The 18,948-nt window shown below is 69.0% G+C and carries 16 protein-coding genes; 5 read left to right on the top strand and 11 right to left on the bottom strand.

The window, feature by feature from the left end:
• Positions 1 to 11: 11 nt before the first annotated feature.
• Complete coding sequence (locus WS87_RS29990; protein WP_059816921.1) at positions 12 to 1,112, bottom strand: enolase C-terminal domain-like protein; 1,101 nt, start codon at positions 1,110 to 1,112, stop codon at positions 12 to 14.
• 162 nt (positions 1,113 to 1,274) lie between these two features.
• Here WS87_RS29990 and WS87_RS29985 point away from each other — a divergent pair, with 162 nt between their 5' ends.
• The gene (locus WS87_RS29985) at positions 1,275 to 3,101 is read left to right on the top strand and encodes a thiamine pyrophosphate-requiring protein (RefSeq protein WP_059816923.1); all 1,827 of its coding nucleotides are present in this window, start codon (positions 1,275 to 1,277) and stop codon (positions 3,099 to 3,101) included.
• A gap of 78 nt (positions 3,102 to 3,179) precedes the next feature.
• Here WS87_RS29985 and WS87_RS29980 read toward each other — a convergent pair whose 3' ends face one another.
• Entirely contained in the window at positions 3,180 to 4,958 is a 1,779-nt protein-coding gene (locus tag WS87_RS29980; RefSeq protein WP_059817352.1) for a glycoside hydrolase family 15 protein, read from the bottom strand.
• Positions 4,959 to 4,963: 5 nt separating this feature from the next.
• The gene (locus WS87_RS29975) at positions 4,964 to 5,947 is read right to left on the bottom strand and encodes an SDR family oxidoreductase (RefSeq protein ID WP_059816925.1); all 984 of its coding nucleotides are present in this window, start codon (positions 5,945 to 5,947) and stop codon (positions 4,964 to 4,966) included.
• A gap of 283 nt (positions 5,948 to 6,230) precedes the next feature.
• Between WS87_RS29975 and coxB the strand changes: the two genes are divergently transcribed.
• The 4 genes from coxB to WS87_RS29955 are packed head-to-tail and all read left to right on the top strand — an operon-like array spanning position 6,231 to position 11,938.
• Positions 6,231 to 7,280 carry a cytochrome c oxidase subunit II gene (gene coxB / locus WS87_RS29970; RefSeq protein WP_059816928.1) on the top strand — a complete coding sequence of 350 codons (1,050 nt, stop codon included), beginning with the start codon at positions 6,231 to 6,233 and terminating at the stop codon, positions 7,278 to 7,280.
• A gap of 13 nt (positions 7,281 to 7,293) precedes the next feature.
• Complete coding sequence (gene ctaD, locus WS87_RS29965) at positions 7,294 to 9,930, top strand: cytochrome c oxidase subunit I (protein WP_059817354.1); 2,637 nt, start codon at positions 7,294 to 7,296, stop codon at positions 9,928 to 9,930.
• Positions 9,927 to 10,328, top strand: a complete 402-nt coding sequence (locus WS87_RS29960; protein WP_059816931.1) for a hypothetical protein — start codon at positions 9,927 to 9,929, stop codon at positions 10,326 to 10,328. The genes ctaD and WS87_RS29960 overlap by 4 nt, the downstream gene beginning before the upstream one ends.
• Positions 10,319 to 11,938 carry a c-type cytochrome gene (locus WS87_RS29955; RefSeq protein ID WP_059816933.1) on the top strand — a complete coding sequence of 540 codons (1,620 nt, stop codon included), beginning with the start codon at positions 10,319 to 10,321 and terminating at the stop codon, positions 11,936 to 11,938. Before WS87_RS29960 ends, WS87_RS29955 begins: the two co-directional genes overlap by 10 nt.
• 73 nt (positions 11,939 to 12,011) lie before the next feature.
• On the opposite strand, the gene WS87_RS29950 is transcribed toward WS87_RS29955, so the two are convergent.
• The 8 genes from WS87_RS29950 to WS87_RS29915 all read right to left on the bottom strand — a co-directional run bounded on the left by WS87_RS29950 (position 12,012) and on the right by WS87_RS29915 (position 18,828).
• A complete protein-coding gene (locus WS87_RS29950; RefSeq protein ID WP_059817356.1) occupies positions 12,012 to 12,410 on the bottom strand; it encodes a RidA family protein in 399 nt (132 codons plus the stop codon).
• A 115-nt stretch (positions 12,411 to 12,525) separates the two neighbouring features.
• Positions 12,526 to 13,302: a benzoate diol dehydrogenase BenD gene (gene benD / locus WS87_RS29945; RefSeq protein WP_059816936.1), complete on the bottom strand. Its 777-nt coding sequence runs from the start codon at positions 13,300 to 13,302 to the stop codon at positions 12,526 to 12,528.
• Entirely contained in the window at positions 13,299 to 14,321 is a 1,023-nt protein-coding gene (benC, locus tag WS87_RS29940; RefSeq protein WP_059816938.1) for a benzoate 1,2-dioxygenase electron transfer component BenC, read from the bottom strand. Before benC ends, benD begins: the two co-directional genes overlap by 4 nt.
• Before the next feature lie 39 nt (positions 14,322 to 14,360).
• The gene (gene benB, locus WS87_RS29935) at positions 14,361 to 14,849 is read right to left on the bottom strand and encodes a benzoate 1,2-dioxygenase small subunit (protein WP_059816941.1); all 489 of its coding nucleotides are present in this window, start codon (positions 14,847 to 14,849) and stop codon (positions 14,361 to 14,363) included.
• Positions 14,846 to 16,204, bottom strand: a complete 1,359-nt coding sequence (locus WS87_RS29930; RefSeq protein ID WP_059816943.1) for a Rieske 2Fe-2S domain-containing protein — start codon at positions 16,202 to 16,204, stop codon at positions 14,846 to 14,848. Before WS87_RS29930 ends, benB begins: the two co-directional genes overlap by 4 nt.
• A 133-nt stretch (positions 16,205 to 16,337) precedes the next feature.
• Positions 16,338 to 17,282, bottom strand: a complete 945-nt coding sequence (catA, locus tag WS87_RS29925; RefSeq protein WP_059816945.1) for a catechol 1,2-dioxygenase — start codon at positions 17,280 to 17,282, stop codon at positions 16,338 to 16,340.
• Between the two features lie 73 nt (positions 17,283 to 17,355).
• Positions 17,356 to 17,646 carry a muconolactone Delta-isomerase gene (gene catC, locus WS87_RS29920; RefSeq protein WP_059816947.1) on the bottom strand — a complete coding sequence of 97 codons (291 nt, stop codon included), beginning with the start codon at positions 17,644 to 17,646 and terminating at the stop codon, positions 17,356 to 17,358.
• Positions 17,647 to 17,691: 45 nt separating this feature from the next.
• Complete coding sequence (locus WS87_RS29915) at positions 17,692 to 18,828, bottom strand: muconate/chloromuconate family cycloisomerase (RefSeq protein ID WP_059816949.1); 1,137 nt, start codon at positions 18,826 to 18,828, stop codon at positions 17,692 to 17,694.
• Positions 18,829 to 18,948: the final 120 nt, after the last annotated feature.

Here is an 18,948-nt window from a genome sequence, read left to right as displayed (position 1 = left end):
TTCGGATTCGTTCAGATCGCGAAATCCGCCACGTCGGCCGCACGCAATTCGAGGCCGAGCCCGGGACGCCCGGCGTCGATCTCCAGCGCGCCATCGACGAGCGTCGGCGCACCGTCGAACATCATCCGTTCGATCCGCACGTGATCGTGGAACCACTCGACATGACGCATGCGCGGCGCGACGCAGCCGACGTGCCGGTGCAGCGCCGGCGCGCAGTGCGCGGACAGGTCGACGTGATGCGCATCGGCCAGCGCAGCCGCCGCGAGAAAACCGCTGACGCCGCCGCAGCGCGTCGCGTCGGCCTGCAGCACGTCGACTGCGCGGCCTTCGAGCAGGCGCCGGAAATCGTCGGGCGTGAACGCATACTCGCCGGCCGCGACATCGACCCGCGCGCCGACGTGCTCGCGCACGAATCGCAGGCCATCCACGTCGTCGCTGCTGACCGGCTCCTCGAACCACCGTATCGCGCAATCGGCCACCGATTCCGCGAACGCGAGCGCGGTGCGCGCCGCATACGCGCCATTCGCATCGACGAACAGGTCGACGTCGGCGCCGAGCGCATCGCGCGCCGCTCGCACACGCGACGGATCGCGTGCGTCCTGCACGCCGATCTTGATCTTGCACGCGCGGATGCGTTCGCCGCGCCAGCCGTCGAGCTGCGCGGCGAGCATCGCGTCGTCGTAGGTCGTGAAGCCGCCGCTGCCGTATACGGGCACGCGGTCGCGCAAACGGCCGAGCAGGAGCGCGAGCGGCACGCCGGCGAGCTTCGCCTTGGCGTCCCACAGCGCGATGTCGAGCGCGGAAATCGCGGTTGCCGCGACACCGGCCCGTCCGACGTTGCGCACCGCGCGCCACAACGCGTCGACGGCAGCCGGGATGTCGACGAGCGGCCGGTTTCGCAACGCGTCTGCCAGCAGCGACATCGCGAGCGGCGCCGCGCTCGCGTCGGTGTACGTATAGCCGAGCCCCGTCACGGGCCCCGCGTCGATCTCGACGACGACGATCGTCGTCGCGTGCCATGCATGGGTGCCGTCGGCCTCGGGCCGGTCGGTCGGTATCCGGTATGCGCGGGCGCGCACGTCGTCGATCGTCGGTACCGCGGAAAGTGCCATCGTTGCGCTCCGGATTGCCTGGCCTTTTGCCTGCAGCGCCTGCGTGCAACGCCCGTGCCCGATGCGGCCGCGCGGCACACGCCTTGCGCGACGCCCGGCAGCGCCGCGCACGACGATCGCATGCGCGGCTCATCGGCTCTTCCCGAACCAAGGAGAAACGGCATGGCGACAGTGGCGGATTTCATCGTCGAACGGCTGTACGACTGGGGCGTGCGCCGCGTGTACGGCTACCCGGGCGACGGCATCAACGGCTTCTTCGGCGCGCTCGGCCGGGCCGGGGGCAAGATCGAATTCATCCAGGCGCGCCACGAGGAGATGGCGGCCTTCATGGCGTCGGCACATGCAAAATTTACAGGCGAGCTCGGCGTGTGCGTCGCGACCTCGGGCCCCGGCGCCTCGCACCTCGTGACCGGCCTCTACGACGCGCGGCTCGATCACATGCCGGTGCTCGCGATCGTCGGCCAGCAGGCGCGCGCGGCGCTCGGCGGCCACTATCAGCAGGAAGTCGACCTGCCGGCGCTGTTCAAGGACGTTGCGGGCGCATTCGTCCAGCTTGCCGTCGTGCCGGGCCAGGTGCGCCATCTGGTCGACCGCGCGGTGCGCATCGCGCTCGGCGCGCGCACGGTGACCGCGCTGGTGCTGCCGAACGACCTTCAAGAACTCGACTACGCGCCGCCGAAGCGCGCGCACGGCACCGTGCACTCGGGGGTTGGCTACACGCCGCCGAAGGTGGTGCCGTATGCCGACGACCTGCAGCGCGCGGCCGACGTGCTCAATGCCGGCAAGAAGGTCGCGATGCTGGTCGGCGCGGGCGCGCTGCGCGCGACCGACGAGGTGATCGCGGTGGCCGACCGGCTCGGCGCGGGCGCAGCGAAGGCGTTGCTCGGCAAGGCCGCGCTGCCGGACGACCTGCCGTGGGTCACGGGCTCCATCGGGCTGCTCGGCACCCGTCCGAGCTACGCGCTGATGACCGAATGCGACACGTTGCTCGTCGTCGGCTCGGGCTTCCCGTACTCGGAATTCCTGCCGAAGGAAGGCCAGGCGCGCGGCGTGCAGATCGACCTGAAGGCCGATATGCTGAGCCTGCGCTACCCGATGGAGGTCAATCTCGTCGGCGACAGCGCCGAGACGTTGCGCGCGCTGCTGCCGCTGCTGAAGGAACGGCACGACACGGGCTGGCGCGACCAGATCGCGAAATGGAACGCGGACTGGCACGAAACGCTGGCCGCGCGCGCGGCCGCGAAGGCGAGCCCGGGGCGCGGCGTGAATCCGCAGCGCGCATTCACCGAGCTGTCGCCACGGTTGCCCGACGACGTGATCCTGACGAGCGATTCGGGCTCCTGCGCGAACTGGTATGCGCGCGACCTGATGATGCGGCGCGGGATGATGGGTTCGCTGTCGGGCGGGCTCGCGTCGATGGGCGCGGCCGTGCCGTACGCGATCGCCGCGAAGTTCGCGTATCCGGTGCGCCCGGTGATCGCGATGGTCGGCGACGGCGCGATGCAGATGAACAACATGGCCGAGCTGATCACGGTCGCGAAATACTGGCGGCAATGGCCCGACCCGCGCTGGATCTGCATGGTGCTGAACAACGAGGACCTGAACCAGGTGACGTGGGAACAGCGCGTGATGGAAGGCGATCCGAAGCTCGACGCATCGCAGCAGATACCGAACGTGCCGTACTACCGCTTCGCGACGCTGCTCGGGCTGAAGGGCATCTACGTCGACGATCCGGAACAGCTTGGCGCCGCATGGGACGAGGCGCTCGCGTCGGACCGTCCGGTCGTGCTCGAGGTCAAGAGCGATCCGGAAGTGCCGCCGCTGCCGCCGCACGTGACGCTGCAGCAGGCGAAGCATTTTGCCGAAACGTTGGTGAAGGGCGACCCGCGCGAAGCGAACGTGATCGTCGAGACCGCGCGGCAGGTGCTGTCGGCCGTGCTGCCGGGCAACGGCGAGCGCGGCGGCAAGGGAGGCAGACACGAGTCGTAGCACATGACGGCCGGGACGGTGCTGAGCGTGCGTGCGTCGTGTCGTGCTGCCCCGTCGCGTACGGCGCGGTGCGGCACGTCAGCCGGTATCGACGTCGTCTCGCCAGTCGCCCTCCAGCGCGAGCGCCGCGTTGACCAGCCCGACCTGCGCAAGCGTGAACGGAAAATTCCCGCACATGCGCCGCGCCTTCACGTCGTACTCTTCCGACAGCAGCCCGACGTCGTTGCGCAGGCCCAGCAGCCGCTCGAACAGCGCGTGCGCGTCGGTGTCGCGCCCCTGCATCCGGTATACCTGCGCGAGCCAGAAGCCGGCCGCGACGAACGCACCCTCGTTGCCTTCGCAACCATCCTTGAAACGCGGCGGCCTGTAACGAAACGGTAGGCCGTCCTCGACCAGCTCGCGCTCGATCGCGGCGACCGTCGCCGCGACGCGCGGATCCGACGCATCGAGCATCCCCGTCAGCGGAATCAGCAGCAGGCTCACGTCGAGCCCGTCGCCGTCGTAGCGGTCGACGAAGCGGCCGAGTTTCGCGTGGTAGCCGTGTGCCAGCACGTCCGCATGCACGGCATCGGCCCAACGGCGCCACTCGTCGAGCGGTGCGTGATGACCGAACGCGCGCGCGGAACGATACGCACTTTCGACTGCCGCCCACACCATCACCTTCGACGACGTAAACGGGTGCCGGCCGCTGCGCACTTCCCAGATTCCTTCGTCCGGCTCGCGCCAGATCGTCGCGAGATGGTCGAGCAGCCGCCGCTCGAGCGTCCACGCGTCGTCGTCGGGCGGCAGCCCGTGCCGGCGCGCCTGATACAGCGCGGCCAGCACCTCGCCGTATACATCCAGCTGCAATTGTTCGGCCGCCGCGTTGCCGAAGCGCACCGGGCGCGCGCCTTCGTAACCCGCCAGGTGAGCGGCCGACCATTCGTCCGCGCGCCGGCCGCCGTCGGCCGCGTACAGCACCTGCAATTGCGCGGGATGATCGGCGATCGCGCGCACCAGCCAGTCTCGCCAGCGCGCGGCCTCCTCGCGATAGCCGCAGCGCACCAGCGCGCGCAGCGTGAAGCTCGCGTCGCGCAGCCAGCAGAACCGGTAATCCCAGTTGCGCACGCCGCCGAAGCGTTCGGGCAGCGAGCTCGTCGGCGCCGCGACGATGCCGCCGGTGCGCACGCTCGACAGCAGCTTCACCGTGATCAGCGCGCGCTCGATCGCGTCGCGATACGGGCCTTGCGCCGCGTTGCACTTCGACCAGACGCGCCAGAACGCCTGCGTGTCGCGCAACGACGCGTACGGATCCGGCAACGACGGCGGCCGGTCGTACGAACGCGCGTAGCTGATGCAGAAATCCGCGCGCTCGCCCGCGGCGAGTCGCTGCGTGCCGACGAGCCGATCGTCCCGCACGTCGAGGTGCACGTCGGTATCGAGCCACATCGCGTCGCCGCCCGTCATCATTCGCCAGCGCCGGCCGAGACGGCGGCACCAGGGCAACGCGTGGCCGTAGTCGAAGCGCACGCAGAGATCGACGTCGAGCTCGACCGTGCCGCGCTCGCCGCGCACGCTGCGGATGACGCACGGGTCGCGCGCATCCCAGCTCATCCAGTCGATCATGACCACACAGCCCGACGACGTCTCGAACGTCGTTTCGAGCACCGCCGTGCCGGGCCGGTAGCGGCGCGTCACGCGCGCATCCGGCTCGCGCGGCGCGATACGGAAACGGCCGTTGTCGGGCGTGCCGACGAGTGCGGCAAAGCATGGCGGCGAGTCGAAGTCCGGCCAGCACATCCAGTCGATGCTGCCGTCGAGCGCGACGAGCGCGGCGCTGCGGCCATCGCCGATCAGTGCGTAATCCTCGATCCGCATCGCGCTCACCGGTTCAGCTTGCTCGCGGCGACGAAACCCGCCGCGAGCAGCGCGCATATCGCGCCGAACGCCAGCGCGCGCGACGCGCCGAGCCCGGCCTCGGCGCCGCTGCGGTGCGCTTCCGAACTGAACGCACCGCGCGTCGCATGGTGGCCCGGCACGGTGTGCCACAGGTTCGATTCGCGCGGGCCGGCCGGCGCCGCGCGTTGCTGACCACGCACCGCAGTACGCGCTAGATAGCGGTCGAAGCAGCCGGGCGCGAGCCCGTTCGCGACAATCGCGGCGAGCGACGGCCAGCCGACCCAGCGCTCCCGGCACGGATGGCGCGCGGCCTGCACGATCGCGTCGGCCGCCACTTCCGGGGCATAGACGGGTGCGACCGGGCGCGGCGCATGCGGCAACACGGATTCTGCCCAGTCGAACTGCGGCGTGTCGATCGCGGGCAGTTGCACCATCGTCACGCGCACACGACTGCGCGCATGCAGCAGCTCGCAGCGCAGCGCGTCGGTGAAGCCGCGAATCGCATGTTTCGCGCCGCAGTACGCCGCTTGCAGCGGAATCGACCGGTACGCGAGCGCGGAGCCTACCTGCACGATCGTGCCGCGATTGCGCGCGGCCATGCGCACCAGCGCCGCGCGCGTTCCGTATACGCAGCCGAGATAAGTGACCTCGGTCACGCGTGCGTAGTCTTCCGGCGCGATCTCGTCGAACGGAGCGAACACCGTCACCATTGCATTGTTGACCCACACGTCGAGCGGGCCGAGTTCGTCCTCAATGCGCCCGGCGGCGGCATCGAGCGCGGCGGCATCGCTGACGTCGACGGCGATCGGCAATGCCTCGACGCCATAGGCGCGCACTTCGCACGCGGTGTCGTGCAGCGCGCGTGGATCGCGCGCGAGCAGCGCGACGTTCGCGCCGCGCCGCGCAAACGCATGGGCGGTCGCGCGGCCAACGCCGGCGCTCGCACCCGTGATCGCAACGGTCTTCACGGTCGGTTCCTCCTGTTCTTATCGAGGTGGGCGGCACGCGGTCGGGACATTCCCTGAGCCACCTGCCGGAACACGATCGGCGTAGCAAGCACCGTGCCGCACACCGTGATCCCGGCGCGCCGCGAACGGTCGCCAAATTTACAAGCCGGCTGTAACGCGCAGCGCGTTGCACGGGTAATGCCCCGGGCCGCGATGCCGATGCAGCGCACGCACGGAAATTGCTCCGCCGCGAACGGTTGTCGAACGGCTGTCGTCACGCCGCCGAATCCGAAAAGGAGCCCTGTTGCCCGTCCCGCCCCCCGAGAAAGCGCGCCGTATCGTTCGCCTCGCCGCGACCGCGTGCCTCGCCGCCCCCATGGCCGCCGCGCGCGCCGCCAGCGAGCCCGACGCACCGGCCGGGCCGCTGCCGCTCGCTTACGTCGCGCATGCGGCGGGCCCGGCCGCCCGGCCGGTGTTCGTGCTTGGCTGGGCGCTGCTCGCGCTGTGTACGTTCGTATGCATCGCGATCGCGGCGCTGCTGCTGATAGCGATGTTTCGCCGCCGCGCGCATGCAGGCGACGACCACGACAGCGGGCTGGCGATCGTCACGGTCGGCTCCGCGATCTCGATCGTGCTGCTGTTCGGCGCGCTCGTGTACATGCTGCGCGTGCTGGGCGCGGTGGCGTCGCCGCCGCATCCACCGGCGCTCACGATCGTCGTGACCGCGCACGACTGGTGGTGGGCTGCCCGCTATCCGGACGACGCGGGCGGCACCGCGTTCGTCACCGCGAACGAACTCCACATCCCGGTCGGCGAACCCGTCGCGCTCGAACTGAAAAGCGCGGACGTGATCCATGCGTTCTGGGTCCCGCAACTGGCCGGCAAGACGCAGACGATTCCCGGCCAGACGAATCATCAGTGGCTGCAGGCCGACCGGCCGGGCGTGTACCGCGGACAGTGCTCGCAGTATTGCGGCGCGCAGCACGCGCACATGGCGTTCGAGGTCGTGGCCGAGCCGCCCGCGGCGTTTCGCGCGTGGCTCGCCGCGCAGCGGCAGCCGGCGCCCGCACCCGCCGTCGGCGCCGAGCGGCGCGGCCGGCACGTGTTCGATGCGCGCTGCGCGGGTTGCCACACCGTGCGCGGCACCGACGCGGCCGGCGACGCGGGCCCCGACCTGTCGCATCTCGGGTCGCGCCGGCTGCTCGCGGCCGGCACGCTCGACAACACGCCCGACAACCTGCGGCGCTGGATCGCGCATGCGCAGCAGATCAAGCCGCAGACGCTGATGCCGTCGTTCGCGCTCGCGCCGCGCGACGCCGACGATCTCGCCGCCTATCTCGCAACGCTGCACTGAACGGAGAATGACGATGGCCGTTGCCCGCGACACGCCCGCTCCGCTCAGCCGCGTGCCCGACCTCGGCGAAGCGCCGCCCGGCTCCGCGCACGAGCGCGAGCTGGCCGCGCTGTGGGAATCGGAACCCGGCTGGCGCGGCTGGCTCGGCACGGTCGACCACAAGCGCATCGGGCTGCGCTACATCGTCACCGCGTTCGCGTTCCTGCTGCTCGGCGGCGTCGAGGCGCTCGCGATGCGCATCCAGCTCGCGCGGCCGAATGCGACGGTGCTCACGCCCGCGCAGTACGACTCGCTGTTCACGATGCACGGCGTCACGATGATCTTCCTGTACGCGCTGCCGGTGCTGTCCGGCTTCGCGAACTACCTGTGGCCGCTGATGCTCGGCTCGCGCGACATGGCGTTCCCGAGGCTGAACGCGTTCTCGTACTGGGCGTTCCTGTTCGCCGGGCTGTTCCTGTACGCGAGCTTTCCGCTCGGCGCGGTGCCGGACGGCGGCTGGTTCAACTACGTGCCGCTCACGTCGCTCGATTACAGCGCCGGTGCGAACATCGACATCTATGCGCTCGGCATGATCCTGCTCGGCATCTCGACCACCGGCGGCGCCGCGAACTTCGTCGTCACGCTGCTGCGGATGCGTGCGCACGGGATGTCGATCGACCGGCTGCCGATCATCGTGTGGGGCACGCTCACCGCATCGGTGGCGAACCTCGTCGCGGTGCCGTCCGTCAGCCTCGCGTTCCTGCTGCTGTGGCTCGACCGCAATGCCGGCACGCACTTCTTCGACGTCGCGAACGGCGGGCGGCCGCTGTTGTGGCAACACCTGTTCTGGATGTTCGCGCACCCGTGGGTCTACGTGGTCGTGCTGCCCGCGATGGGAATCGTGTCGGACGCGCTGCCGACTTTCTGTCGGCGGCCGCTCGTCGCGTACGAAGCCGTCGCGGTATCGACGGTCGCGACGATGCTGATCGGCTTCGAGGTGTGGGTCCACCACATGTTCGCGACCGGCATCGCGCCGCTCGCGCTCGCGTTTTTCGGCGCGGCGAGCATGCTGATCTCGATCCCGAGCGCGGTCGCGGTGTTCGCGTGGCTCGCGACGATCTGGACGGGCCGTCCGGTGTTCCGCACGCCGTTCCTGTATTTTGCGGGCTTCGTGCTGATGTTCGTGATCGGCGGCGTATCCGGCGTGATGACGGCCGCGGTGCCGCTCGACTGGCAGCTGACCGATACGTATTTCGTCGTCGCGCACCTGCACTACGTGCTGCTCGGCATCAACGTCTTCCCCGTGCTCGGCGGTGTCACGTACTGGTTCCCGAAATTCACCGGGCGAATGATGAACGAACGCTTCGGCAAGCTGACGTTCTGGATCGTGCTGGTCGGCTTCAACCTCGGCTTCTTCCCGATGCACGTCTCCGGGCTGCTCGGGATGCCGCGCCGCATCTACACCTATCCGTCCGGGATGGGCTGGGACACGTCGAACCTGCTGACGACGATCGGCTCGTTCGTGTTCGGCATCGGAATCGTGATGTTCGTCGTCAACGCGCTTGTCAGCGCGCGGCGCGGCGCGCGCGCCGCTGAAAATCCGTGGGGCGCCGCCGGGCTCGAATGGTCGGTCGCGTCGCCGACGCCCGTCTACAACTTCGCGGTGCTGCCGCTCGTCGCGTCGCGGCACCCGCTGTGGGAAACGCGCGAGGATCCGATGCGCACCAGCATGCGCATCGGCTACCGGCTCGCCGACGGGCGCGAGGCGCTCGCGGTCACGCCGCTCGCGGCAAAACCGAGCGCGATCCTGAAGATGCCCGAGGACAGCTGCGTGCCGTTCGTGCTCGCGCTGCTCGCGACCGCCGTGTTCGCTGCGATGCTGGCGCGCTCGCCGACGCTCGTGTGCGCGGCCGTCGCCGGTTGCGCGATCGGGACCGCCGTGTGGCTGTGGCCGCGCCGCACGCTCGGGCAGCGCGCGCACCTGCCCGCCCGCGACGCCACCCAGGCGCCTGCAGCGGCCGGCCTGCATCCGGCCGAACCGCGCTCGGCGACCGCGCCGTCCGGTGCGCCGGTCGCGTGCGTCGAACCGCTGCCGGTCGGCAGTTGCGGCGAACGCGCGGGCGGCTGGTGGGGTGTCATCATGCTGATCGTGACCGAGGCCGGACTGTTCGGCTACTTGCTGTTCTGCTATTTCTACCTGCAGTCGCAGTCAGCCGCGCCATGGCCGCCCGAAGGGATGCCGAAGATCGGGCTCGCGGCCGGCAACACCGTCGTGCTGCTGTCGAGCAGCGTATTCGTGTGGCTCGCCGAGCGCGCGGTGCGGGCCGACCGGCGCCTGCGCGCGGCGGCCGCGCTAGCAATCGCGCTGCTGCTCGGCGTCGCGTTCGCGCTCGTCCAGCTGCACGAGTGGCGCGACCATCCGTACGGACCGACCGCGCACCTGTACGGCAGCCTGTACTTCACGATCACGGGCTTTCACCTCGCGCACGTGGCGGCCGGTCTCGTCATCCTCGCGCTGCTCGCCGGGTGGACCGCCGCCGGTTTCTTCGGCCGCGAACGGCGCGTCGCGCTGACGGTCGGCGGGCTCTACTGGCACTTCGTCGACATCGTCTGGTTGTTCATCTTCACCGCACTGTACGTCTCGCCGTACTGGCTCAGGAGCGCGGGATGAACGGCGCGCGACGCTCATGGACACCCCTGCTCGCGATCGCGGCCGGCCTAGTCGGCGCGCCCGCGCTGTGGTTCGCGCAGATGCTGGCATCCGAGACGCTCGCGTCGACCGCATGCTATCCGCTCGGCGTCGCGCAGACCGTGCCGCGCTGGGCGCACGTCGGCGTGTGGCTCGCGCTGATCGCCGCATGCGCGTTCGCGCTGGCGACGGCGTTCGCCGCCTGGCTCGTGCGCACGTGGCAACGCCGGCACGACGCGAACGTGCAGGCCGCGACGCGCGACGACAGCACGCGGTTCCTCGCGCGCTGCGGGATGCTCGCCGCGCTCGGGTTCGTGATCGGTCTCGTGTTCACCGGAATCGTCACCGCGTTCGTGGGGCCGTGCAGTCCATGGCGTTGATCTCGTTCGCTTCGTGTATTTCGTGTGCCGCGCGGGTCGGTCGGTGCCGCCGCGCGGGCGTCGCGCTCGCCGTGTGCGCCGCGCTGTGCGCATGCGACATGCAGCAGGACGATCACGCGGCGCCCGCCGGCGATCCGGCCGAAGCCGCGTCTCCGGCGGAGGCGCCCGAACCCGCGTCGGGTTGGCGTTTCGTGCGGATACGCGCGTCGGCAGCCGATGCCGGCGCGTCGATGTCGGACCGGATGAACCGCGATCCGCGGCTGGCGCAGCGGCGAGACACGGCGGCCGAACAGGCTTCGGCTACGCCGTCGGACGCTTCATCGGCGTCGGCGTCGGCGTCGTCCACATCATCAGCATCGGCAGCTTCCGCCGCCCGCCGCCCTGTGATTGCCGCCGCGGCCGCAAGCGCCGATGCCGCGACGATCGCGCGCGGCCGTTATCTCGCGCTCGCCGGCGACTGCGCCGCCTGCCACGATGCCGCCGACCACACGCCATACGCCGGCGGCCAGCCGGTCAATTCGCCGTTCGGGCCGATCTATGCACCGAACATCACGCCCGACACGGCGCACGGGATCGGCAACGACACGCTGCGCCAGTTCGACGATGCGTTGCGGCGCGGCGTGCGCGCGGACGGCAGCCGGCTGTATCCTGCGATGCCCTACCCGTCGTTCGCGCGCTTGTCCGACGACGACGTGCGCGCGTTGTATGCGTATTTCATGCGTGGTGTCGCGCCGTCGGCGAACGCGGTAAAAAACACGCGGCTGCCGTTTCCGTTCAACCAGCGCTGGGCGCTCGGGCTGTGGAGCGTGGCGTTCGCGAACCGCGACCGGTTCGTGCCGCAGTCGTCGAGATCGGCGGAATGGAATCGCGGCGCGTATCTCGTGCAGGGGCTCGGCCACTGCGGCGCATGCCACACGCCGCGCGGCCCGGCCTACAACGAGCGCGGCTACGACGAACGCAGCCCCGCGTTTCTCACCGGCGGGATCAACGATCACTGGTTCGCACCGAACCTCACCGGCGCGGACGCGGACGGCCTCGGCCGCTGGACGGCCGACGATCTCGCCGCATTCCTGCGCAGCGGCCACGCGGTGCGCGGCGCGGTGTTCGGCGCGATGGCGCCCGTCGTCGGTGAAAGCACCGCGCTGCTGACGGATGCGGATCGTCACGCGATCGCCGTGTACCTCAAATCGTTGCCCGCGCAACCGACCGCCGCGACGAATCCGCTCGGCGTCGGCGTCCCGCGGCTGACCGCGGCGGGGCCGCGCCCGGAGGGCGGCCAGCAGGCGCCGGGAGCCGGCGTATATGCGGGATTCTGTGCGCGCTGCCACGGCGCGGAAGGCGCGGGCGTGCCCGATCGCGGGCCGCCGCTCGCCGGCAATTCGGCCGCGCTCGCAGCCGATCCGACCAGCGCGATCCGGATCGTCGTCGAAGGCGCTCGGCCGGCGCCCGGCACGCACGGGCCGGTGCAGCGGATGCCGGCGATGCGCAGCGCGCTGACGAGCGGCGAGATCGCCTCGGTGGTCAGCTATGTGCGCGGCGCGTGGGGAAATCGCGCCGCGCCGGTATCGGAGCAGGACGTGAGGCGGTTGCGAGCGGCAATCCGGCGGTAGACGGGCCGGACGTCGGCATCCGATGCGTGCCGCGAGCGGTCGGACCGTGTCGTCTCGCCAGCAGCGGCCGCGACTATCCCTGCACCACGGCAACCGCCTTGATTTCGACGATATAACCGGGCGCCCCGCCGAGCATGTGCGCGCCGACCGCGGTCCACGCAGGCCGCGGATGCGCATGGAGATAGCGGTCGCGCACCGCCATGAACAGCGGCAGGTCGCGCATGTCGGTATGGAAGGTCGTCAGGTCGACCACGTCGTCGAGCGATGCGCCGGCCGCCTCGAGCACGACCTTGAGGTTCTCGAACGCCTGCACGATCTGCGCTTCGCGTTCTTCGACCAGTTGCATCGCCGCGTCGCGGCCGATCTGGCCGGACACGTACACGGTATCGCCGACCTTGATCGCCGGCGCATAGCCGATTTTTTCGTACACGGCTTCCATTCCGACGGGGATGATCGCTTCGCGTTGGCGCATGAGTGTCTCCGTGGCCGGGCTTTCCGCACCGGCCGGTTGTTCGATGGTCATCGCGCGCACGCCTGACCGGAGCGCGCGCATGTCTGAAGCTGCTGGCGAACAGGCCGCCCGCCGCTCAACCTGTATCGCCGCCCGCGACCGGCAGCACCGTGCCGGTGATGTAACTCGCCTCGTCCGACGCGAGGAACAGGATCGGCGCGATCTGCTCATCGAGCGTGCCGTAACGCTTGAAGAACGTCGAATCGGTCACCTGCCGTACCGCTTCGGCCATCCACGCCTGTTCCTGCGCGTTGTCGCCGACCGCATTGCGCGGCACGCGGCGCGGCGGCGCCGTGGTGCCGCCCGGCGCGGTCGCGACCACGCGGATGCCGTGCTCCGCGTATTCCATCGCGAGCGCCGCCGTCAGCGCGTTGACGCCGCCCTTCGCGGCCGAATACGGCACACGGCGAATGCCGCGCGTCGCGTTCGACGACACGTTCACGATCGTGCCGCCGCCCCCGGCCAGCAAATGCGGCAGCACGGCGTGGCAACTGTAGAGCGTCGGCATCAGCGAGCGGCGGATTTCCGCGTCGATCTGCTCGGGCTCGAACTCGGCGAACGGCCGCATCCGGATCGCGCCGCCGACACCGTTGATCAGCACGTCGATCCGGCCGAACGTCGCGACCGCGCACGCCATCGCCGCGCGCGCGCCGTCGTAGGTTTCGAGATCCGCGACGAATCCGGCCGTGTTGCCGCCCGGCGCCTCGGCGGCCACCTCCGCCACGAAGTCCGCGCGATCGACGAACAGCACGCGGCCGCCCTCTGCCGCCGCGCGCAGCGCGACGCCGCGGCCGATGCCTTGCGCCGCGCCGGTGACGACGACGACCTTTCCGGAGAATCGTTGCATGATCATGCCGCCTTTGCCGTCACGTTCGGGGTGAACTTCTCGTAGTGGAAGCTGTTCGGCTTCACGCCTGCGTCGTCGAAGTACTGGCGCACCGCGTCGACCATCGGCGGCGGTCCACACAGGTAGACGTCCACGTCGCCGTCGTTCAGCGCATCGGCCGGAATGTGCTGCGTGACCCAGCCCTTGCGCGGATGGTTCGACGCCGCGTCGGCAACGACCGTCGAGAAGCTGAAATTCGGCAGCTTCGCCGCATATGCTTCGATCGCATCGACCAGCACCAGGTCGAGATCGCGCGTCACGCCGTAGATCAGATGCACCTTCTGCCGCGAGCCGTTGCGTGCGAGCACCTCGAGCATCGACAGGAACGGCGCGAGGCCCGTGCCGCCCGCGAGGAACAGCAGCGGCCGCGCCACATCGCGCAGGTAGAAGCTGCCGAGCGGCCCGTTCAGTTCGAGCGTGTCGCCGGGTTTCGCCGATTCGAGCCACGTGCTCATCACGCCGCCTGGAATCTTCTTGATCAGGAATCCGATCTTCGTGTCGCCCGGCGCGGACGAGAACGAATACGACCGGTGCTGGCCGCTGCCCGGCACGCCGATGTTCACGTACTGGCCGGGCAGGAACACGGGAGCGGCCGCATCGACGTCGAGTTCGAGCACGATCGCCGCGTCGTGGTGCGGCTCGACTTTCGTGACCGTCGCGGCGAACGCGCTGTGGCCTGTCTTGCATGCAACCGACGAGCTCGGCACCGCGATCACGCAATCGCTTTGCGGCACCATCTGGCATGTCAGCACGAGGCCGCCGTCCTTCTCGTCCTCGGTGAGCGCGTCGTCGATGTAATCGTCGCCGAGGTCGTAGCTGCCGCTCTCCGCGCGACACTTGCAGGTGCCGCACACGCCGTCGGAACAGTCCATCGGCAGGTTAATCTTCGCGCGGAACGCGGCGTCGAGCACCTTCTCGCCGGCCTTGCAGTCGATGAAGCGGGTGACCCCGTCCTCGAAGTTCAGTGCAATCTTGTAGGTGGACATGACATCGTCTCCCTGTGTTACGTGTCGAATCGATCGGCGTCAGACGTGGTACACGTCGAGCACCTGCCGGATGTAGTCGTTCTTCAGCACGATCTTCTTGTTCGAGATCAGCCATGCGTCGCCCGAGCGGCGCAACGTGACGAACATCGTGCCGAAGAAGTGATCGGTCACGCGGTAGCGGTGGTTCAGCGTGTGGAAGTTGTAGCGCACGTCCACCTCGCCGTCGCGCTCGGCCAGCACCTCGACGTTCGTCACGTTGTGGCTCGTGCGCGGCTCGGGCGTCGACGCGCCGCTGCGCTCGGTCTTGATCCGGAACACGCGATCCTCGAGGCCGCCGCGATCCACGTAGTACATCAGCGAGATCTGGCTGCGCGGATCGTCGGTCGGCCGGTCGTCGTCGTCCCACGCGGGCATCCAGTACGTGACGTCTTCCGTGTAGCAGGTCAGCCACTCGTCCCACTCGCGGTCGTCGAGCAGGCGCGCTTCGCGATACAGCGCCGCGCAAATGGTCCGGTAATCGATGTTCATGCTTGCACCTCCCCGCGTTCCTTCTTCAGTGCATCGCGCATCACGTGCACCCAGTGTTCGTGCTGGCACATGAACAGCCCTTCGTCCTCGCTGCGCTCGCCCGACATGCGCGGGTTCAGCCCCATCCTTTTCGCGTTCTCGTCCGGCCCGTCGATCCACAGCGGCGCGCCGCGCGACAGGTCGTTCCACATCGCCGTGATGCCTGCATAGCCGGCCTGGCATGCGCGGAATTCCTCGAGGTCGTCGGCCGTGCCCATTCCGGTCACGTTGAAGAAGTCCTCGTACTGGCGAATGCGCGTCGTGCGGTCGGCTTCGCTCTCGCCCTTCGGCGCGAAACAGAAGATGCTGACTTCGGTCTTGTCGACGCCGAGCGGACGCACCACGCGGATCTGCGTACTGAACTGGTCCATCAGGAACACGTTCGGGTACACGCACAGGTTGCGCGTCTGGTTCACGATGAAGTCGGCCTGCACGTCGCCGACGCGCGCCTTGATCTCGTCGCGGTGCTGGTACACGGGCCGCACCTCGGGGTTCATCGTCTTGGTCCACAGCAGGATGTGGCCATTGTCGAAGCCGTACACGCCCGCGACCGACTTGCTCCAGCTGTTCGCGTCGACGGCCTTGGTGCCGTCTTCCTTGCGGCGGCCCATCGTCGCCGCGTAGTTCCAGTGCACGGTGCTCACGTGATAGCCGTCGCAGCCATTCTCCATCTGCATCTTCCAGTTGCCTTCGTAGATGTAGGAGGAGTTGCCGCGCAGCACTTCGAGACCGTTCGGCGCCTGGTCGACGATCTGGTCGATGATCACGCGCGCCTCGCCGAGATAGTCCTCGAGCGGCAGCACGTCGTCGCGGAGGCTGCCGAACAGGAAGCCGCGATAGTTCTGGAAGCGCGCGACCTTCTTCAGGTCGTGCGAGCCGTGCGTGTTGAATTGCACCGGATACTCGGTCGTCTTCTCGTCCTTCACCTTCAGCAGCTTGCCGGTGTTCGAGAAGGTCCAGCCGTGGAACGGGCACGTGAAGCTGCCCTTGTTGCCGTGCTTGCGGCGGCACAGCATCGCGCCCTTGTGCGCGCACGCATTGATCACCGCGTGCAGCTCGCCGGTCTTGTCGCGCGTGATGACGATCGGCTGGCGGCCGATCCACGTCGTGTAGTAATCGTTGTTGTTCGGGATCTGGCTTTCGTGCGCGAGGTACACCCAGTTGCCCTCGAAGATGTGCTTCATCTCGAGCTCGTACAGCGCCTCGTTCGTGAAGATGTCGCGGCGGCAGCGGAAAACGCCGGCCTCCTTGTCGTCCTGCACGGCGGTGGCGAGCAGGTGGTCCAGTTCGGTGGTGTGGTCGATCGTGGCGGACATGTTGGTTCCTCCTGTGCGCGTGCCGGGTCCTGCAAGCACGCTCGCATCGGTATCGATTGAATCTCGCGGGGGACCCGGCCGGCGGCGGCGCAGGCGCGCCGCCGTGCCGTCGGGCCGTCGGGCCGTCGGGCCGTTATGCCGTCGCGGAAGCGCGCAGGCGCTCGACGATCTGGTTGTCCTTGCCCTCGACGCGCGGCGTCAGGACGAAGTTGAACTCGATGTCCTGGTAGGCGTCGGCTTTCAGCCCGAGGGCGGCGCCGCCGGTCTTGCCGGTGACGGGCGGAATCAGCTCCTCGCGCGTCGCATACGCGAAGTCGTCCCAGATCAGCGGGTCGCCGTCGATATTGAACTGCGTCGTCAGCTTGCGGTGGCCGTCGCTGGTCACGAAGAAGTGCACGTGCGCCGGGCGGTTGCCGTGACGGCCGAGGCGGTCGAGCAGCTGCTGCGTCGCGCCCTGCGGCGGGCAGCCGTAGCCGACCGGCATCAGCGTGCGGAATTCGTACTTGCCGTCCGCGCCCGTCTTCACCGCGCCGCGCAGGTTGAAATCGCTCTGCGCGCCGGTCGGGTCGAAGTGCGAGTAGAAGCCGTGCGAGTTCGCGTGCCAGCACTCGACCAGCGCGCCGGCCACCGGCTTGCCGTCGAGCCCCGTGACCGTGCCGTGGATCACGAGCGGGCCCGCGCCTTCGTCGGCGTCGATGTCGATCTTCGCGACGCCGTCGCGCACCGGCGCGCCGCCGACGTACAGCGGGCCTTCGATCGTGCGCGGCGTGCCGCCGTCGAGCCCGATCGCCTCGTCCTCCGCGTCCATCCGGATGTCGAGATACTTTTCGAGACCGAGGCCGGCCGCGAGCAGCGCCGCCTCGCCGTCCTGGCCGAGCTTGTTCAGGTAGTTCACGCCTGCCCACACTTCGTCGGGCGTGATGTCGAGATCGTCGATCGCCTTGAACAGGTCGCCGAGCAGCCGCAGCACGACCTGCCGCGTGCGCGCGTCGCCGCCGTTGGTGCCGTTCCCGCCCGCGTTCGACGCGGCCTTCAGCAGATCCTGCACTTCCTTGGTTTCGAATACTTTGACGCTCATGATGGTGTCTCCACGTGTATTTTGGGGAAAGGTGACCCGGTGCCCGCCGTTGCGGAAGAGGCGGCTCCGTGGCTCAAACGTCGCCGTCGTGTACCGACGACGGGTGGCGACACAACGGCGTCACCGAAATCTTCATGTACGGGAACAGCGGCAGGCCGGTCAGGATCTCGTGCAGCTCAGCGTTGCCGGATACGTCGAACACGCTGTAGTTCGCGTATTCGCCGGCGATGCGCCAGATGTGGCGCCACTTGCCGCTGCGCTGCAGCTCCTGCGAATACGCCTTCTCGCGGGTCTTGATCTCGTCGGCCACGCCGGCCGGCATGTTGGCCGGGAGATTGACGTCCATGCGTACGTGGAAAAGCATCGTGATGTCCTGGTGCGTGATCGGGTTGTCGCGGGTTGTCGCGGGTCAGCGGGAGACTTTCGTCAGCCCGTCGCGGGTGAAACGCGCGACCTTCGCTTCGTCCAGCTCGATGCCGAGGCCCGGGCCGCTCGGCACGGTCAGTTCGAAATCGCTGTAGTCGAGCGGGGTCGTGAGAATCTCTTCGGTAATCAGTAGCGGTCCGAACAGTTCGGTGCCCCACTGCAGGTTCGCGAAGCTCGCGAACAGATGCGCGGACGCGACCGTGCTGAACGCGCCTTCGAGCATCGTGCCGCCGTACAGCTCGATGCCGGCCGCGTCCGCGATCGCCGCGACGCGCTGCGCCGCGAAGAGGCCGCCGTTCTGCTCGATCTTGATCGCGAACACGTCCGCGCCGTGATGCTTCGCGATCTCGAACGCGCTGTCCGGCCCCTGCAGGATTTCGTCGGCCATCAGCGCGACCGGGAAGCGGCGCATCAGCCGTTCGAGCGCCGCGGCCGACGCGACCGGCTGCTCGACCAGTTCGCAGCCGGCATCGGCGAGCGACGGAATCGCGCGCGCGGCCTGCGTTTCGCTCCACGCCATGTTCACGTCGACGCGCACCGATGCGCGCTCGCCGACCGCCCGCTTGATCTCGGCCACGTGCCGGATGTCCGCGTCGAGCGCCTTCGCGCCGATCTTCAGCTTGAACACGTTGTGGCGGCGCAGGTCGAGCATCCGCTCGGCTTCGGCGATATCGGTCGCCGTGTTGCCCGATGCGAGCGTCCACGCGACCGGCAGGCGATCGCGCCGGCGGCCGCCGAGCAGCTCGCTGACCGGCACGCCGAGGCGCTTGCCGTGCGCGTCGAGCAGCGCGGTTTCGAGCGCGCTCTTCGCGAAGTGATTGACCTTCGCGAGCTTGCCGAGGAACGCCATCAGCGTCTGGATGCGCGTCGCGTCCTTGCCGATGATGGCCGGCGCGAGGTATGCGTCGATCGCGAGTTTCATCGCTTCCGGGCTTTCCGGGCCGTAGGCCATTCCGGCGATCGTCGTGCCTTCGCCGGTGCCCGTCACGCCGTCGCTGCAGGTCACCTTCACCAGCATCAGCGTCTGGCCGTGCATCGTGGCGACCGACAGCTTGTGCGGACGGATCGTCGGCAGGTCGACGAGGCGGGTTTCAATGCGTTCGATGGTGACGGGAGACATGGGGCACGCTGCGTGTGGGGAGTTCATGGAACGGATTTATACGCGGCGGCGAAATGGACCGTCCAATACTTTTGGTCTCGCTTTTTCATACCTGTCAGGTATCGTAATTCGGCCCGATTC

It is taken from the genome of Burkholderia sp. MSMB0856 (genome assembly GCF_001524645.2).
Classification (GTDB): domain Bacteria; phylum Pseudomonadota; class Gammaproteobacteria; order Burkholderiales; family Burkholderiaceae; genus Burkholderia; species Burkholderia diffusa.
The sequence above is the reverse complement of the archived record's forward strand: the minus strand, read 5'-3'. Positions and strand labels throughout refer to the sequence as shown.

Excerpts from the sequence above, each read along its gene's own strand:
- WS87_RS29990 (WP_059816921.1), bottom strand. The coding sequence starts at position 1,112 with ATGGCACTTTCCGCGGTACCGACGATCGACGACGTGCGCGCCCGCGCA.
- WS87_RS29985 (WP_059816923.1), top strand. The coding sequence starts at position 1,275 with ATGGCGACAGTGGCGGATTTCATCGTCGAACGGCTGTACGACTGGGGC.
- WS87_RS29980 (WP_059817352.1), bottom strand. The coding sequence starts at position 4,958 with ATGCGGATCGAGGATTACGCACTGATCGGCGATGGCCGCAGCGCCGCG.
- ctaD (WP_059817354.1), top strand. The coding sequence starts at position 7,294 with ATGGCCGTTGCCCGCGACACGCCCGCTCCGCTCAGCCGCGTGCCCGAC.
- WS87_RS29960 (WP_059816931.1), top strand. The coding sequence starts at position 9,927 with ATGAACGGCGCGCGACGCTCATGGACACCCCTGCTCGCGATCGCGGCC.
- WS87_RS29955 (WP_059816933.1), top strand. The coding sequence starts at position 10,319 with ATGGCGTTGATCTCGTTCGCTTCGTGTATTTCGTGTGCCGCGCGGGTC.
- WS87_RS29950 (WP_059817356.1), bottom strand. The coding sequence starts at position 12,410 with ATGCGCCAACGCGAAGCGATCATCCCCGTCGGAATGGAAGCCGTGTAC.
- benD (WP_059816936.1), bottom strand. The coding sequence starts at position 13,302 with ATGATCATGCAACGATTCTCCGGAAAGGTCGTCGTCGTCACCGGCGCG.
- benC (WP_059816938.1), bottom strand. The coding sequence starts at position 14,321 with ATGTCCACCTACAAGATTGCACTGAACTTCGAGGACGGGGTCACCCGC.
- benB (WP_059816941.1), bottom strand. The coding sequence starts at position 14,849 with ATGAACATCGATTACCGGACCATTTGCGCGGCGCTGTATCGCGAAGCG.
- WS87_RS29930 (WP_059816943.1), bottom strand. The coding sequence starts at position 16,204 with ATGTCCGCCACGATCGACCACACCACCGAACTGGACCACCTGCTCGCC.
- catA (WP_059816945.1), bottom strand. The coding sequence starts at position 17,282 with ATGAGCGTCAAAGTATTCGAAACCAAGGAAGTGCAGGATCTGCTGAAG.
- catC (WP_059816947.1), bottom strand. The coding sequence starts at position 17,646 with ATGCTTTTCCACGTACGCATGGACGTCAATCTCCCGGCCAACATGCCG.
- WS87_RS29915 (WP_059816949.1), bottom strand. The coding sequence starts at position 18,828 with ATGTCTCCCGTCACCATCGAACGCATTGAAACCCGCCTCGTCGACCTG.